The organism is Burkholderia arboris (genome assembly GCF_902499125.1).
Taxonomy (GTDB): Bacteria; Pseudomonadota; Gammaproteobacteria; order Burkholderiales; family Burkholderiaceae; genus Burkholderia; species Burkholderia arboris.
In genome coordinates, this window is record NZ_CABVPX010000043.1 from 1 (window position 1) to 16,525 (window position 16,525).

The following is a 16,525-nucleotide window of genomic DNA, read 5'->3' on the forward strand; positions in this document are numbered from 1 at the left end:
AGAATCCGACGCCGAGCGCCCGTAACGGGCGGCCCCGGCGCGCGGCGTCGCGCGGCGCGGCCGGTGGCCGGCGTCATGCGCGGCCGGCCGAGCTCAGGTGTTGCGCAACCTGGGCGTTCGCCGTTCCCTCTTGCGCGGTCACCGCGTTGCTGGTTTCGAACGTCGCCGTCGACTGCTGGACCTGGAAGTTGATCTTCGTCAGTTCGAGCTGCGTCTTGGTCAGGTCGTCGGCCTGCTGCTGGACCTGGTTCGTGTTGGTTGCCCCACCTGTTGCCTGCGTACCCATGTTGCGCTCCTTTACGTGAACGTCATCCACCTTGCGGCGGCAGCCCCATGCCCCGCCGTCGACGTGGGCCGCCGCACGCTCGCGACGCCCCGCGTAATGTGCGCACCGCGTGCCACGCGATGCGCATGACCTGTCGCGGCGCTAACGCGCCGCCGCCTTCGTCGATGCACCGGCCGTTGCCGCTGCATCCGGCAACAGCGTCGGCCCCGGCACCGGCTGCGCGACGCCCGCCGCCGCGCCGCTCGCGAGCGGCGCCACAGGCGGCGCCGGCGCCTGCTCGGGCGCACTCGCCGACGAGCCGCCGAGCGGCATCGTGATGCGCTGGCCGTTGCGCTCGAACACCACCTCGTCCGGGCCGATCGACACGACGGTCGCGCCCTCCTTCAGCCGCGCCCCTTCGAAATAGCGGCTGCCGTCGGCCGTCTCGATGTAACGCTGATCGCCGTCGCCGGCGAACACGGTCGTGATTTCCGGAATCCCGGCCATGCCGCCGAGCGTCGTCGCCGTACGCGGTGCGGCCGGATCGGCATCGCGCACGTGATCGACCACCTCGAGCGCCGGACGTGCGTCCTTCATGTAGTTGCGGATGCGCGGCTCGATCTGCGCGCGCGCGGCCACGCCCGTCAGCTCGATCCGGCCGCGGCCGAGATACGTGACCGTCAGCGCCGTATCGCTGAAATAGGTCTGCGCGGTCGCAACCAGATCGCTGACCACGTAGATCGTGCCGAGCGCCGCGTTGTCGACGCCCGCGACGATCTGCGCGACGCGTTCGCGCGCCGCCGGATCGCCGACGTAGCCCGACACGATCACGCCGTCGTCGCGCGGCGCGACGGCCAGCTCCGGATACGCGTGCAGCAGCTGTTGCAGCCGGTGCGTGCGCGCAAGTACCGATTCGTGCTGCCACGGCAGGCGCCCCGACCACGTGACGAAGCCGTAGCCGAGCGCGCCGAGCAGCACGCCGAGCCACAGCGCGACCAGCGCGATCACGAGCCGCCGGCTGCCGAGGCGCCGCAGCCCGCCCGTGAGCCAGCCGAGCCACGCAGCCTCGCGCGCGGCGTCCGGGGCATCGGCTTCGTCGGGCACCGCGACGCTCGCCTGCGCATGCCGCGCGATGCCGAGCCGGATCGAGCCGACCGTCACGACGTCCTGCGGCGTCAGCGAACGGCGGCCCGTGCCGAGCGGCTCGTCGTTGAACAGCACCGGCGCGCCGGTGTCGCCGCCGTGATTCTGCACCGTCACCGCGAGCGCACCGACCTGCAGGCACACCTGTTTCGCACCGATCTCGCGATCGGGCAGGATGACTTCGCAATCGGCCGCGGTGCCGACCCAGTTCGCACCGCGCGCGAGCGACATCGTGCGGCCGTACATCGGCCCGCTCAGGAAGCACAGGTTCCACGGCGACGCGAGCACGGCCGCGCCGCCCCCTGCGCCGCCAGGCAACGCGCCGTCGCCGTGCGGGTCAATGATGCTCGTCGACATGGGGAGTGGCTCCTGCGGTCGTCGCCGCCGGCTGCGACGCCGCATCCTTCGGCGGCGGCGGCAGCGCGGGCGGGCCGAATTTCGTGCCGGGCAGCGGCTTCGGCGTCAGCGGCACCGCCACGTCGTTGTCCGGCGGGCGATACATCGACATCCCTTCCCGATTGGCCGTCCCGTCGGCGCCCGGGTTCACGGGCGAGCCGTCCGGCGCATACATCGACGCGGTCGTCACCACGCGCGGCGTCAGCAGGTAGAACCGCTCCATGTGGTTGCCCGACTTGTCGGTGTACTTGAACAGGTTGCCGATCAGCGGAATGTCGGACAGCCAGGGCACGCCGCTCTTGTTCAGCTTCACCTCGTCGTCGTTGAAACCGGCGATCAGCAGGCTCTTGCCTTCGTCGATCATCGTCTTGGTGACGATGTTGCGCTGCTGGATCACCGGCACGCCGGACACGGCCTGCCCCTGCACGATGTTGCCGTCCTGGATGTCGATCGACATCATCACGCTCTCGGGATTGCCGGACACGGCGGCCGCATTGCGGATCGCCTCGTCGACGATCATCGGCGTCACCTTGATGCTCGTGCCGGTCGTCACGCTGTATAGCGACGAATCCTGGTAGCCCGGCACCTGCACGTAGAACTGCGTGAGGTTCTCGAGGATCGCCTCGGTGTTGTCGAGCGCGAGCACCTTCGGCTTCGAACGCAGTTGCGCCTGGCCCTTCTGCGCGAGTGCGTTCACGCGCGTGAGCAGGTAATTGCGCAGCGACCCGCCGATCGACGCGGTCAGCGCGATGCCGGTCGGCAAGAAGGTGCCCGTCTGCCCGGTTTCCGACGTACCGACACCGAACGTCAGCGGCGGATTGCCGACGCCGTTGTACTGCGTGTTGCCGTTCAGCGGGTTCTGGCCGTTGCCGATCTGCACGTCGCCGTGCGTCGTGTGCAGGCGCCAGTCGATCCCGAGGCTGTCGAGCGAATCCTCGTTGATGTCGATGATCGTCACGTTGATCTCGACGATGCGCGGACGCTCGTCGAGCTGGCCGATCAGCGACTGATAGCGATACATGTTCTCCGGCAGGTCGCGCACGATCACCGCGTTGATCGCCGGGTCCGCAACGATCTGCGGCAGCGTGTCGCCGCCGCCGCTGTTCGAGAACGGCGAGAACCCGCTGCCCATGCTGCCGTCGCCGGAATAACCGCCCGAACGCGGGCCGCCGGAGATATCGGGGAAATCGAGGCGCGGCACCGCGATCGTCAGCCCCGAGCCGAGCTTCACCTGGCGCGCGGCCTGGCCGAGCGACGTGCTCGACGGCGCCGCGGTCGTGTCGCCCGCCTTGCCGAACAGCCGCCGCAGGATCGTCGCGACGCCCGGCACCGTCACTTCCTTGCCCGAGCGGTTGATCGTGAAGTCCGACGCCCAGCCGTATTTCAGCCGGAACGCACGGATATCCGCATGCGCGCCGTTCGCCGACGGATCGCCGACCGAGCCCACCGCCTGCCGCACGAGTTCGACATAGCGGCGCGGGCCGGCCACGTACACGCTGTTCGCGCGGTCGTTGATCACGAGCGTGTAGCGCTTGTCGGGAATCTGCATCGCCTGCAGCGCGCGGCCGATTTCACCGGAGGCATTCGGCGGGATCGGGATCATCTGCGTCTGCGACTGGTCGGCCGGATCGACGTACAGGAACGAGCCGTCGTAGTACCACGTGAGCCCGTAGGTCGAGCAGATCGTGTCGAGCGTCTGCTGCGGCGTGCCCGAGAAGCGGCCGCTGATCACCCCGTCGACCTTCGGGTCGACCACGGCCGTCACACCCTGCGACGACGCAAGCTCGCGGATGAAGTCGCCGATTTTCTTGCCGTTCGCGACGATCGTGAACGGCTTGTTGCGCCAGCGCAGGTCCGCGGCGCGCGCAGGCTGCGCGGGCGCCATGCACAGCGACGCCGTGAGCAGCGCGGTCGCGCACACGGCAAGCGCGGCCCGTTGCAGGCTGCGCGGTTGAAACCGGATCGAGGCGACGCGTCGACGCATCAAAGGACTCCTGTGGAAGAAACGAACATGCGTTCCAGCGCCTGCTGCGCAAAGCGCAGCACTTCGCCGCCGAGCCAGCCCGACAGCAGCACGAGTGCGACCATCACGGCGATCAGCCGCACCGCGATGCCGATGTTGGCGTCCTGCACCTGCGTGACGGCCTGCAGGATCGCGACGACGAGGCCCGTGACGGTGGCGATCAATACGATCGGCAGCGACAGCAGCAGCACGAGCATCAGCGCCTGGCGCGTCAGGTCGAGGATCGTCGAGCTCGTCATTGCACGGCTCCCGGCACACGCACGTCGGCGCCCGCGCCAACCGTGCCGTCGTCCGGCGGGTTCTTGACCCAGCCGACCGTGTGCAACTGCACGTCCTCCTCGACTTCCTGGTACGACAGCACCGCGAGATCGGGCAGCACCGGCTGCAGGATCGTCTTCACGTAGCGGCGCGCGCCGAGCGCGACCATCACCGCGAGCCGCGCGCCGCCTTGCGCGCTGCCGCCGGGGCCGGCCGCCTGCGCGGCCTGCACGATCGCGCGCACCTGCTCGCCGATGTCCTGCTTGACCGCGCTCGACAGCGCAAGGAAATTGCCCTGCTTCGTGCGCATCACCGCGCTCTCGATCCGCTCCTGCAGGTTCTGCTCGAACAGCACGACCCGCAGCTGACGCGTCGTGCCCGCATGGCGGTCGGTAATCATCCGGCGCAGGTCGACGCGCACCAGCTCGACCAGCGCGATCACGTCGTCGGGCTCGTTCGGCGCCCACGTGATCAGGCTCTCGAAAATCACGCGCAGGTTGCGGATCGGCACCTGTTCGGCGAGCAGCCGGCGCAGCACTTCGGTCACGCGCTGCAGCGGCACGAGCCGCGTCAGTTCGCCCACGAGTTCCGGGTGATCGCGGCGCACGAGGTGCACGAGCGCCTGCGTCTCCTGAATTCCGAGCAGTTCGTCCGCATGCTGGCGCACGATCTGCTCGACGTGCGCGGCCAGCGCGTTTTCGCTCGACAGCCACTTGCCATCCGGCGCCGCGCCGTCCGGCTTGATCCACAACGCGGTCGCGAATGGGCCGAACGCCTCGGCCGGCTGGCGCTCCGCCCGCTCGGGCAGCGGCGCGACACCGTCCCACAGCAGCCAGCCCGGCTTCAGCGCGCCCTGCGCGGCGAGCACGTCCTGCAGATAGATCCGGTACGTGCCGGCCGCCGCGCCTTCGTCGTCGTTCAGCGTGATGCGCGGGAACACCGTGCCGATGTCCGCGTCGACGCGCGCCTTCGCGCTCGACAGCGCGGCCTGCAGTTGCGCGAGGTTCAGGCTCGTGCGCAGGTCGTCGGACAGCGACACCGCGATCAGCGACGTGACGCCCGCCGCGTGCGACACCTTCGCGGGCTGACCGTCGTCGGCCGCGCCGACACGCCCCGCGACATGAATCAGGTTGAAGCTCGGCGCGGTCGTCTTGCGCTTGAGCTGCGAGAACGCGAATGCGCCGAGTCCGAGCGCGATCAGCGCAAACGACCACTTCGGAAAACCCGGCACGACGAGAAAGCCGCTCAGCACGAACGCCGCGATCAGCAGCGCGCGCGGATGCGCACCCAGTTGCTCGCCGAGCTGTTCGCCCAACTGGCGCTGCCGCGCATCGCGCGTCGCGACGCGCGTCGTCACGATGCCGGCCGCGATCGACACGAGCAGCGACGGGATCTGCGACGCCATCCCGTCACCGACCGTCAGGATTGCGTAACGCTGCAACGCCTCGCCGATATCCATCCCGTGCATCAGGGTTCCGACCGCAATCCCCGCGACGATGTTGATGAACGCGATCACGAGGCCCGCGATCGCGTCGCCCTTCACGAACTTCATCGCGCCGTCCATCGCGCCGTGCATCTGCGATTCCTGCTCGAGCTTCTCGCGGCGTTCGCGCGCTTCGTCGGCACTGATGATGCCCGCGCGCAAATCCGCGTCGATGCTCATCTGCTTGCCGGGCATCGCGTCGAGCGAAAAGCGCGCACCGACTTCGGCCACCCGCTCCGACCCTTTCGCGATCACGATGAACTGCACGACGGCGATTACGAGGAACACCACACCGCCCACCACCACGTTGTTGCCGACCACCAGCCGCCCGAACGCGTCGATCACGTGGCCCGCGTTCGCGTGCAGCAGGATCAGCTTGCACGACGCGATGTTCAGCGCGAGCCGGAACAGCGTCGTGAACAACAGCAGCGCGGGAAACGACGAAAAGCTGACCGCCGACGGCACATAGGTCGACACCGTCAGCAGCACGACGCTCGCGGCAAGATTCAGCGAGATCATCCCGTCGAGCGCAGCCTGCGGCAGCGGCAGGATGAACAGCGCGACGACCGCGACGATGAACGTCGCGAGAAACAGGTCGGCGCGCGGCGATGCGCCCCCGAGACGCCGTCCGGATACGCCGCGGCCGGCGGAAAACAACCGCTGCCAGTCGCGGGGGAGCGCCTTCGGTTCTGCCATCGTGCCGTTGTCCTGTCGTTATCGCCGGCTGGCACGGGCAATCCTGCCCCCTGCCACGCGGACCGTTGAATGGGACGAGTGTAGCGACGGGAAACGATGGAAAAAGGGGTGCGCCTCGTAGCGTGAAAGCGCGTTTTCCGGCGACGATCGAATCGGACTACGAAACCCGGCGGCACGTTCGGGCACGCGCCGCCGGAACCGCTTCCATCGCGCGCCGGGCCGCCGGCGCGCGCGTCAGGCGGACGTCAGGTCGGACGGCAGGCGCCGTGCGGCGAGGTACGCGAGCTGCGCACGGTTCTGCACGTTGAAGAGTTTTTCGAGCGAGCGGATGTGGTGGCCGACCTTGTGCAGCGACGTGCGCAACGCGCTCGCGATCTCCTGGTCGGACAGCCCGTGCACGAGCCGGTCGAGTACCTGCTGCTGCTCGTCGCCGAGCGCGAAGCCGCGCATGCGCGCGATGCGCGCCTCGAGGAACGGCAGCGCGACGCGATGCACGGCGAGACTGACCGACAGCGCGCCACCGATCACGCGATCGTCGATCCACTCGGTGCCGTGCGTCTCTGAAGTCACGTTCACCGCGACGCGCAGATCGAGGCGCGGCGCCGACAGGCTGAAGAGCACGCCGCTGTTCATCGCATGCGCACGCAGATGGCCGGCGAGCGCCAGCGCCTTGCGGTCGCCGCTGCGCTGCGCGGCTGCCTCGATCTCGTCGAGCCGCCACGCGACCGGGAAACCGCTCTGCCGCACCTGCGCGAAGCGCGGGTCGCTCTCGTAGAGCATTCCCTCGATAAACGGCTGCATGAATGTCGCCGGCGCGAGGTCGCGCAGCAGATGCGCGCACAGGATGCGCCGCCCGATCATTTCGTAGGCGCCGTAACCGAGCGTACTGAATCCGATTTGCCGCAATCTCGCGTGGCATTGCACGAAATCGATCGGCACAAGGTCGGTTTTACCGGATGTTATTTGAATGCCGGTAAAAACGTCGCGCTCGATTGCCTGATATTCGTTCGAATAAGCGGCAGCGGCCGCTATATCGGCTTGTGAGAACCACTCGACGCGTGGTGCGCCGTCAGCATATGTCATGAGGAGCCCGCCCTTTCCCAATATGTGAAACTGCGCCCCGTCACGATCTGGTCTTTTCTTTATGATTTTCTGGTCGTTGATATATGCGTGCGAATATGAACCTTTCGCCGCAATTGGTATTACGGCATATTACGCATACACAGGCATTTTTGTACAATGCCCCCGCGTTTCGTCAGGGATGACGATCGGCGCATATCAAAAACGATGCTCGATCGCACCGCCGCGAATGCCGTTCACGATACGGCCGCCGCCAGGCGATGCGCGTCGATTCCGAGGGATGGCTCATGTCCGATATTGCATTGCATGAAGAAGCGGTCGCCCCAACCACCTTGTCCCGCCCGCCGCGCGGATTGAGCGCATGCGCGGATGCGCTGCGCGAGCGCGCCGTGCAGGTCGTCTGGTGCGACGACGTGAAGCGCGGCGACGACACGCAGCCGCACGCGCCGAAGCTCGGCGTCGCCGATACGCTCGCGCACGCGCAGAGCACGGCCGAGCGCAACCGGATCGTCACGAGCCTGCTGCACCTGACCGGCTTCTCGACGTTCGCCTACTTCGCACTCGAATTCTCGCGCGAGCGTGTCGAAAGTCTTTACCTGCACGAAGCGTTCACGCCGGCCACCTATCGCGGCGACTACGTGCGGCACAACCATCACGACGTCGATCCGCGCACGCTCGGCGCGCGCGTGTGCAACATGCCGATCGTGTGGGACCTGCAGCAGCTGCGACGCGATCACCGCGAGCGTGACGACGGCCCGTACGTGAGCCCGGCCGCGCTCGACGGCTTCCTGCAGACGATGCAGGACGACGGGATGTGCAGCGGCATCATGTACTCGATGGCCGTGCCCGGCACGCGGCTGCACGCGTTCATGAGCTTCACCGCGCCGCGCCGCACGCGCGAATGGATCACGCCGGCGACGATCGAGCAGGCGCTGTCGATCGGGCTGTCGGTCCACAAGTTCGCGTCGCCGCAACTGATCTCGACGTCGCGCGAACGCGCGGTGAACGGGCTCACGCCGTTCGAGCAGGAACTGCTGCTCGGCATCGCCGAAGGCGCATCCGACAAGGAAATCGGCCGGCGCCTCGACACCAGCGCGCACAACGTCGACTATCACCTGCGCAAGCTGCGCAAGCGCTTCGGCGTCGCGAACCGGATCCAGCTCACGTACCTGACGTCGAAGCTCGAGCTGATCTGAGCACGGCGCGGCACTGCGCCGTTTCATGAAACCGGGCGCGTAAACGTACATGCCGGCCTCGCGGGCCGGCATGTACGGGTTGCGGCGCGGTGCCGGGTCCGGCGCCGCTTCCTGTCAGACGACGTCCTGCGTTACTTCAGCAGCGTCATCTGGACGACCTTCACGATCACGAGACCGACCGCGATCACCAGATAGCCGCGCAGCACGGCCATCCAGATGCGCGTCGCGACCGTCATGTTCTGCGGCTCGAGCGTATCGAGCGGCGGCATGCGCCACGTATCGCGCAGCGAGCGATCGAGCGCCGGCTCGACCACGCGCTTGTTGCGGCGAATCAATACCGTCGCGAGATAGCCTGCGATCGCGAGCACGGTACCGCCCACCAGCACGTCGACGATCGCTTCGCCGCTGATATCCGGATACATCACCGATGCGGTCAGGATGATCGACAGCAACACGAGCACCCAGATCACCGCGCCCGTGAACACGTTGAGCTTCGTCGAGTTGACCCACGGGCCGAGCACCTGCCGGTCGTTGCACAGCACGAGCAGGAACACCGTGGCGCTCGGCAGCAGCACGCCGGCCAGCGTCTGCACGGCTTCGGTCAGCAGGCCGAGCGGGCTGCCCGGAATCAGCACGAGCGTAGCCGCGGCCGCGACGATGCCGAAATAGACGAGATAGAAGCCCTTTGCGTCGGTCACGCCGCGGTGCAGCGAGTGACGGATCTTGAACACGTCGCCGATCGCATACGCGGTCGACAGCGACACCGCTGCCGCGCCGATGATGCACGCATCGAGCAGCGCGACTGCGAACAGCGTCGCGCTCGTGCGGCCCGCATACTTCTCGAGGCCCGCGATGATGCCGCCTGCGTCGGTGAAGTTGCCGGCTTCCGGATGACCGTTGAACAGCGCGGCGCTGAAGCCGATCATGGCGACCGCGCCAACCAGCACGAACGCGATACCGATCCACAGGTCGGCCTTTTCATACTTCATGAAGCGCGGCGTGATGCGCTTGTCGATCACGTAGCTCTGCTGGAAGAACAACTGCCACGGCGCAACCGTCGTGCCGACGATGCCGATCACGAGCAGCATCACGTCCGACAGCTTCGCGTGCGCGGGCCAGTTCGGCACGAAGAAGTCGCGCGTCATCTGTGCGACGGGCGGATGGATCGACACGAGCACGGGCACCAGCAGCAGGCTCAGCACGCACAACCCGATCGCGAACCGCTCGAAACGCCTGAAATCGCCGGTACTCACCGCTGCCATGGTCAGCGCCGCGGCCACGCACACGCCGGCCACCTTCGGCAATCCGAAGAAATCCAGCACGAACGTGATGCCGATGAACTCGGTGACGATGGTCAACGCATTGAGCAGGAACAGGTCGATCACGCTGAACGCACCCCAGAACTTGCCGAAGCGCTCGAAGATCAGGCGCGCATGGCCGACGCCCGTGACCGCACCGAGACGCAGCACCATTTCCTGGTTCACGTACAGCACCGGCACGAGCAGCAGCAGCGTCCAAAGCAGCGTCGTGCCGTAGTTCTGGCCGGCCTGCGTGTAGGTGCCGAATGCGCCGGCGTCGTTGTCGCCGACCATCACGATCAGGCCCGGGCCGATGATCGCGAGCAGCGTGCGCAGGCGCGCCCACCACGAGCCGCGCGCACCGGTGTCGTGGTGCGCGATCGTCCCGAGTGCGCCGCGGATGTCGCCCAGGTGGGCTTCGTCGAGCACAGCGCTGCGTTCGACGGCGATCGGTGGAGAGACGTTGGATGGCGTGGACATGATGTGTTCCGTACGGCTAAGGGTTATTCGATTCGATAAGCGTGTGACCTTGGAATGCGCGCGGGGCGGCCGCTCGAAGGCGGCCGCGCGTGCGCATGCCGAGGCGCGCTCGGCGCTTCTGTTCAGTGGATCAACGCTTTCAGCTGGTTCAGCAGGCGGGAGAACACCCGCGGACGGGCGTCGAGCGTCAGCATCGCGTCGTAGTGGTTACGCGATTCCGTGACGTGCGGAAGGTTCGACAGCAGAAGGCCGAAGTTCATGGTCTGGCTCCGTGCGGCGACGGCAGGCGTGCCGGCCGCGTCTTGGGCGCGGGGCCAGTCCGGGGCCTGAACGACGTGTCAGGCTAATGGGCCGGATTGTCCCTGCGACCCGGGTTCAAAAGGGTCTGTGCGTGCAACGGGCATAAGGGACAACTGTCACTGTCGTTCATGGCGGCTCCTGTGCGGTGTTCCGGAAAACACGGTTGACCGCCGTCGGGCCGGCGGGCCGCCCCTCGCGAGCCCGGAAAAGGCATGCGCGAACGCGGCCGCCAGCCTGGCGGCGGTGAAACCGGGCAACGCATGCGAAAACGCATCACGCTAACCGGCGCGAATCAGGGTGCACGTAGGAATTTGCTGCGGAATACTGCTGCGCGCACCGTTTGCCTGGGAGACAAACGGCGGCTTCGATGAGGCGCGGACGTCGGTCGCTCAGGCGGAAATTTCGTTCGAAGATCGACTACTGCAGGCGTCCAAGGCGGCGGCCCCAAGAGTGAAGATGGCGGATTCTATGGACCGCCCGAGAGTGAAGTCAATCCCTCCAAACCCCATTTCACGAAATAAATTTCCCGCCTTGCGCCACTGAAAGATTTGCCCCTGAAATGACGTGCCGGAACCTTTCAGCGCGTCACGGCACGGTCGTGCAACGATGCGTGCGCACAACGGCGCGGCGTCCCGTGCCGCTCTCTTCATACCCATCCCGTGCCGCAGCCGCACCGCAGTCGTCCGTTTCGACGCGCCCGCGACACAGATCGCTTTTTATGCGTTTTTTACTTGCACCGCAGCAAAAGTCCCGACTACAATCCGCCGCAATTCATCAAGGGAGTCCCTCCGTGGACACATGCTCTAGTTGCAGTTCGATGCCGGTCCAGGCCGGCCAAGCCATCGCGAGATAGCAGCCAGACGCATGTCTTTCGCCGCTAGCTCGCATTCGTCGGGTTAGCGCGCTTCCTCCCGGGCCAGCCATCGCCGTCTCGTCAGTCGCACGCTCCATTACGTTCCACCCTCCGATCGCAGGCCGCATCGTGCGCCCGCGCTCGAACACGTCGTCCGGCCCGCGCCGGACCGGACGGAGGCAGCGTCATGTTCTTTCAATCGTTCGTGGTCAGACTCAAGCGCATCGCGCACGTCGCGTGCGACCGCTCGTTCGTTTCCGGCCTGTCGCCGCTTGCCCATGCATTCAGCAACTGGCGCGGCACGGCGCTCGCCTATGTACCGGCGACGCCCCGCCCGCTCGACTGCGTGCTGGTCGCCGCGACGGCAGTCGCAATCGCGCTCGCCGCGCTGCTGTGCTCGGCCGCGCCACGCCTCGGCTTCGCGCAGGTGTGGCGCGTCGGCGGCTGGCTGCCGTAACCCCATCGCCGCGCGGCGGACCCACTCGCCCTGGACCGCCGCGCGATCGTCTCGCCGTGCTTCCCGCATCACGTTTTCGTTTCTTCAGATCAACTAATCAAACCGTCAACGGAGCCCACATGAAGAATCATCTCGAACCCGTCCCGCGCAAGCTCCGCGTCAATGCGCTCGCCACGCTGCTGCTGTCGCTCGCGACCACATCCGCGTTCGCGCAGGCGTCGTCGCCGGCCGCGGCCGAACCGGCGGCCGGCGCCAGCGACGCCGCCGCCCCCGCACAACAGGCCGCCGATGCTGCCGCGCCCGCTCCCACCGGTTTCTGGGAGCGTTCGAACCTGCTCGGCAACATGGGCGGCCTGCGCGATCGCCTCGGCGATCACGGTGTCACGCTGAGCCTGCAGGAAACCAGCGAGTACCTGTACAACACGTCGGGCGGCACGAATCGCGGCGGCGCGTACCAGGGGCTCACGCAGTTCGGTTTCAACGTCGATACCGGCAAGGCGATCGGCCTGCCGGGCGGCACGTTCAACGTGTCGGGGCTGCAGATCCACGGCACCAACCTCACGCAGCGCTACCTGCAGACGCTGCAGACCGCGACGGGCATCGAAGCGAATTCGACCACGCGCCTGTGGGAGCTCTGGTATCAGCAGTCGCTGCTCGACGGCAAGGTCGACGTGAAGGTCGGCCAGCAGAGCGTCGACCAGGAATTCATGGTGAGCCAGAACGCGGCGACGTTCATGAACGCGACGTTCGGCTGGCCCGTGCTGCCGTCGACCGACCTGCCGGCCGGCGGCCCCGCGTATCCGCTGTCGTCGCTCGGCGTGCGGCTGCGCGTGAAGCCGGCCGACGCGTGGACCGCGATGGTCGGCGTGTTCGACGGCAACCCGGCCGGCCGCACCGACGGCGACGCGCAGGTGCTGAACGCACACGGCACCAACTTCAACCTGCGCAGCGGCGCATTCGTGATCGGCGAAGTGCAGTACGCGCTGAACGCGCCGCCCGCCGATCCGAAGGCGCCGCAACCGGCGGGCCTGCCCGGTACGTACAAGCTCGGCTTCTGGTATCAGTCGCAGCACGCGAACGATCCGCGCTACGGCACCGACGGCCTGTCGCTCGCGGATCCGGCCAGCAACGGCACGGCCGCCACGCATCGCGGCAACTACGGCTTCTACGCCGTCGCGGACCAGATGGTGTGGCGGCCGTCGGCCGACAGCCCGCGCGCGATCGGCGTGTTCGCGCGCGTGATGGGCTCGCCGGGCGATCGCAATATCGTCGATTTCGCCGCCAACGCAGGCGTGACGCTGAAGGCGCCGTTCGCCGGGCGCGACAACGACGTCGCCGGCATCGCGATCGGCTACGCGAAGATCGGCTCGCATGCGCGCGGCCTCGACGGCGACACCGGCGTGTACACGACACCCGGCTATCCGGTGCGCCGCGCGGAAACCGTCGTCGAAGCGACGTACCAGTACCAGGTCACGCCGTGGTGGCAACTGCAGGCCGACCTGCAGCACTTCTTCCGGCCGGGCGGCGGTATCCCGAACCCGAACGCGGCCGGTGCGCGCATCGGCGACGAAACGGTGGTCGGCGTGCGCACGACGATCACGTTCTGATGCGACCCGCATCAAGACGCGGGCCGGTCGGCCGCTTGCGCGACCGGCCGGCCCGTGTGCTTGTGAAACGGACGAACGCGTGGCCCGCGCCGCGTATCACTCGCCGTACAGCCCGAGCAGTTTCAGCGTGACGCCGTTGGTCCAGCCGAAGCCGTCCTGCAGCGGATATTCGCCGCCCCCGCCGCCGCCCGTACCGGCGCCTTCGACCACGTACTTCTCGACGAGCTTGCCTTCGGTCGCATACACGTGCTTCACGTCCGACAGGAAGCGCGTGCCGATGTCCTTCGCGAGCGCCGGGTCGCCGTAGCGGCGCAGCCCGTCGATCGCGATCCACTGGAGCGGCGCCCAGCCGTTCGGCGCATCCCACTGCTGACCCGTGTTCTCGGTCGTCGTCGCAAGGCCGCCCGGTTGCAACAGCGTCTTGCGCACTTCGCGCGCGGTCGCCTTCGCGCGCTCGGGCCACGCGACGCCCGCGAACAGCGGATACAGCGTGGCCGCCGTCACGCCGTCGCGCGGCTTGCGCAACTGCCAGTCATAGTCGCCGTAATAGCCGTGACGGTTCCACAGATAACGGTTGATCGCAGCCGCACGCCGCGCCGCGCGCCCGGAGAAATCGGCCACGCATGCCACGTCGCGCGTGACCACGCAGCCCTTCACGATCGTCGTCTCGAGATGGAACATCAGGCTGTTCAGGTCGACCGGCACGATCGACGTCGTGCGGATCGTCGCGAGCGTCTTGCCGTCGCCGAACCAGCGCGAGCTGTAGTCCCAGCCGCTTTCGGCACCCGCGCGCAGGTCGCGGTACACCTCGTTCGCCGGACGGGACGGCACGGATTTCGCGGTCGTCACGTCCTCGAGATACGACTCGTCGCGCGGCGTGTCGCTCGCATCCCAGTAGCGGTTCAACACCGCGCCGTCCGGCATCGCGACCACGTGGCGCGCGGCCTGCCCGCGCGGCGTCGTGGTTTCGCCCTGCATCCAGTACGCATGCTCCTTGCGCAGTTCCGGCAGGTATTTCCGGTAGACCTTGTCGCCTTCGGCCTGCGCGGCGAGCGTGACCATGTACGCGAAGAACGGCGGCTGCGAGCGGCTCGCGTAGTACGTGCGGTTGCCGTTCGGGATGTGCCCGATCGTATCGATCAGATATGCGAAGTTGTCGAGCATGTCGTCGACGAGATCCTCGCGGCCCGACACCTGCAGCCCGAGCATCGTGAAATAGGTATCCCAGTAGTAACCTTCGCGAAAACGCCCGCCCGGCACGACGTACGGTTTCGGCATCGGAATCAGCGAACCGTATGGGGGCGCCGTGGTGCTCGTGCGCGTGAGCTGCGGCCACAGCCAGTCGATGTGCTGGCGCAGCGTCTGGTTCGGCGGCGGCGTCACGCCGCTTTCCGGGGGCGGCGTGAAGTGCTGCCCGACGAAGGTCTTCAGCGAGAAGCCCGGCTGCGATTTCTGTTGCTGATACAACTGCATGATCGTCGCGGGATCGGCATCGGGCGTCGCGTCGACGAAGGTCTTCTGGTCCGGGTAGATCTGCGCGGTCTGCACCGCGACGAACAGGTCGCCGTAGAGCTGGCTCGGCGGCGGCAGCGTGCCTGACGCGGGAGCCGTCGCCGCGGGGGCGGCCGGGGACTGGCTGGCCGCTTGCACGGCGGCCTGGTTCGCGTTGTCGGCCTGCGCGGCGCAGCCTGCGACGGCAAGATAGGCGACAGCCAGCGCGGCAGCCCAGCGCAGACGCGGCGACAGACGGGATGAGAAGCGAGATGCAATCGGTGCGGCACGACGTGACGTCATGACGTGTCCCCTCCTTTCGATGGTGAGTGGATCGGCACGAGGTCTCGTTCGCGCGCGCGTTCGTCTCGATGGCCCTCGATCGATACGCGTCATGTTGTGGTGCGAATGGGTCCGACTGTCGCACGAAACGTGCGCATCAAGCAAGTTTCGATTCGCGCAGATAACCGCGCACGGCCCGCCACGCACGCGCTTCGAGCGCCTCCGCATCGGTCTCGCCGCGCGCGCCCGCCGCGTCGACGATGCCTTTCACGATCGCGAGCAGATCGTGCGCGACGACGTCGGGCGCCGCGACGCGCGGCGCATCGCGCCGCCCGAGCGCATGCAGCAGCGTCGCGTGGATACGGTCCACGACGCGTGCGGCGCGCGCACCGAGCGGCAGCCGCGCTTCCTCGAAATCGATCAGCCGCGCGAGCACGGGCCGGCGCATCTGGTGCGCGACGGCCCCGCGCACCAGCATGCGCAGCACGTCGTCGCAGGACGACAGCGCGGCAGCCCGGTCGACGTCGTCGAGCAGATGCGCACTCTCGCGCTCGACGAGCGCGGCCGTCAGCGCATCGCGATTCGGGAAGTATTGATAGAGCGAGCCGATGCTCACGCCGGCCAGCGCCGCGACCGCGTTCGTCGTGTAACCGTCGAAGCCGTCGCGCTCCAGAATGCGAGCGGCGGCCTCGACGATCGCATCGACGGTCGCCACCGAACGGCGCTGGCGCGGCGCCTTGCGGGGCGAAAGCGGAATGCGGGAAGACGATTCGGACATGGCGGGAATGCGAGTTTCCAATATGAGCGAACGCTCATATTCTAGAAACGCACGTCCGCTCCGTCAAAGGGAATCGACATGACTCAGCCAACACTTCAACGTCGCTCACCGTGTGCATGCTCGCGAAGACCCGCCCCGAACGGCTCGGCTGTCCCGCGCCCGAACGCTTCCGGCTGCGGCGCGAACACGTCGAGCCGATTCGGCAGACGCGCAGCGAACGCGTGTCGCTGCGCTTCTACGACACCGCGCTCCACTCGGTGCGCGTGACCGACGTGCGGGTGTGGGACGCACGGGATCGCCACACATACGAACGCGTCGTCGAGGCGCTGCGCGACGCGCCGTTCCGGGATCGCTGCTTCGACAGCGCCGGGATTTTGCCGGGCATCGAGAACGCATAGGTGTCCAACCATGACGAGGCCGCGCTGTCCGCCAGCTGAGT

The 16,525-nt window shown here is 67.5% G+C and carries 14 protein-coding genes; 4 read left to right on the plus strand and 10 right to left on the minus strand.

What is annotated here, in order from left to right; genetic code table 11:
- Positions 1-73: 73 nt before the first annotated feature.
- The 6 genes from BLA15945_RS34015 to BLA15945_RS34040 form a co-directional block, all read right to left on the minus strand.
- A complete protein-coding gene (locus tag BLA15945_RS34015) occupies positions 74-286 on the minus strand; it encodes a hypothetical protein (protein WP_059239740.1) in 213 nt (70 codons plus the stop codon).
- 141 nt (positions 287-427) lie between these two features.
- A complete protein-coding gene (sctD, locus tag BLA15945_RS34020; protein ID WP_174994417.1) occupies positions 428-1,765 on the minus strand; it encodes a type III secretion system inner membrane ring subunit SctD in 1,338 nt (445 codons plus the stop codon).
- Positions 1,746-3,788, minus strand: coding sequence for a type III secretion system outer membrane ring subunit SctC (gene sctC / locus BLA15945_RS34025; protein WP_174994418.1), 2,043 nt, complete (start codon positions 3,786-3,788; stop codon positions 1,746-1,748). The genes sctD and sctC overlap by 20 nt, the downstream gene beginning before the upstream one ends.
- Positions 3,788-4,066, minus strand: coding sequence for a type III secretion system export apparatus subunit SctS (gene sctS / locus BLA15945_RS34030; RefSeq protein WP_006480854.1), 279 nt, complete (start codon positions 4,064-4,066; stop codon positions 3,788-3,790). The genes sctC and sctS overlap by 1 nt, the downstream gene beginning before the upstream one ends.
- Positions 4,063-6,264 (minus strand): type III secretion system export apparatus subunit SctV, encoded by a 2,202-nt coding sequence (gene sctV, locus BLA15945_RS34035; protein ID WP_174994419.1) that lies wholly within the window; start codon positions 6,262-6,264, stop codon positions 4,063-4,065. Before sctV ends, sctS begins: the two co-directional genes overlap by 4 nt.
- A 234-nt stretch (positions 6,265-6,498) precedes the next feature.
- Complete coding sequence (locus BLA15945_RS34040) at positions 6,499-7,347, minus strand: helix-turn-helix transcriptional regulator (RefSeq protein WP_059239732.1); 849 nt, start codon at positions 7,345-7,347, stop codon at positions 6,499-6,501.
- Positions 7,348-7,631: 284 nt separating this feature from the next.
- Here BLA15945_RS34040 and BLA15945_RS34045 point away from each other — a divergent pair, with 284 nt between their 5' ends.
- The gene (locus BLA15945_RS34045) at positions 7,632-8,540 is read left to right on the plus strand and encodes a helix-turn-helix transcriptional regulator (protein WP_059240938.1); all 909 of its coding nucleotides are present in this window, start codon (positions 7,632-7,634) and stop codon (positions 8,538-8,540) included.
- A 131-nt stretch (positions 8,541-8,671) separates the two neighbouring features.
- On the opposite strand, the gene BLA15945_RS34050 is transcribed toward BLA15945_RS34045, so the two are convergent.
- Together BLA15945_RS34050 and BLA15945_RS34055 are read right to left on the minus strand one after the other, a co-directional pair.
- Entirely contained in the window at positions 8,672-10,318 is a 1,647-nt protein-coding gene (locus BLA15945_RS34050) for an Nramp family divalent metal transporter (RefSeq protein ID WP_059239731.1), read from the minus strand.
- A 122-nt stretch (positions 10,319-10,440) separates the two neighbouring features.
- Positions 10,441-10,578, minus strand: a complete 138-nt coding sequence (locus tag BLA15945_RS34055; RefSeq protein ID WP_174994420.1) for a hypothetical protein — start codon at positions 10,576-10,578, stop codon at positions 10,441-10,443.
- A 1,080-nt stretch (positions 10,579-11,658) separates the two neighbouring features.
- On the opposite strand from BLA15945_RS34055, the gene BLA15945_RS34060 reads away from it, so the two are divergent.
- The gene (locus tag BLA15945_RS34060) at positions 11,659-11,928 is read left to right on the plus strand and encodes a hypothetical protein (protein WP_059239728.1); all 270 of its coding nucleotides are present in this window, start codon (positions 11,659-11,661) and stop codon (positions 11,926-11,928) included.
- Between the two features lie 119 nt (positions 11,929-12,047).
- Positions 12,048-13,535: a carbohydrate porin gene (locus BLA15945_RS34065; protein ID WP_174994421.1), complete on the plus strand. Its 1,488-nt coding sequence runs from the start codon at positions 12,048-12,050 to the stop codon at positions 13,533-13,535.
- A gap of 96 nt (positions 13,536-13,631) precedes the next feature.
- Here BLA15945_RS34065 and treA read toward each other — a convergent pair whose 3' ends face one another.
- Both treA and BLA15945_RS34075 read right to left on the minus strand, forming a co-directional pair.
- Entirely contained in the window at positions 13,632-15,329 is a 1,698-nt protein-coding gene (gene treA, locus BLA15945_RS34070) for an alpha,alpha-trehalase TreA (RefSeq protein WP_174994422.1), read from the minus strand.
- A 136-nt stretch (positions 15,330-15,465) separates the two neighbouring features.
- Positions 15,466-16,086 (minus strand): TetR/AcrR family transcriptional regulator, encoded by a 621-nt coding sequence (locus BLA15945_RS34075; protein ID WP_059239722.1) that lies wholly within the window; start codon positions 16,084-16,086, stop codon positions 15,466-15,468.
- Positions 16,087-16,202: 116 nt separating this feature from the next.
- Here BLA15945_RS34075 and BLA15945_RS34080 point away from each other — a divergent pair, with 116 nt between their 5' ends.
- The gene (locus BLA15945_RS34080) at positions 16,203-16,484 is read left to right on the plus strand and encodes a darcynin family protein (protein ID WP_174994423.1); all 282 of its coding nucleotides are present in this window, start codon (positions 16,203-16,205) and stop codon (positions 16,482-16,484) included.
- The last annotated feature ends 41 nt before the right edge of the window (positions 16,485-16,525 follow it).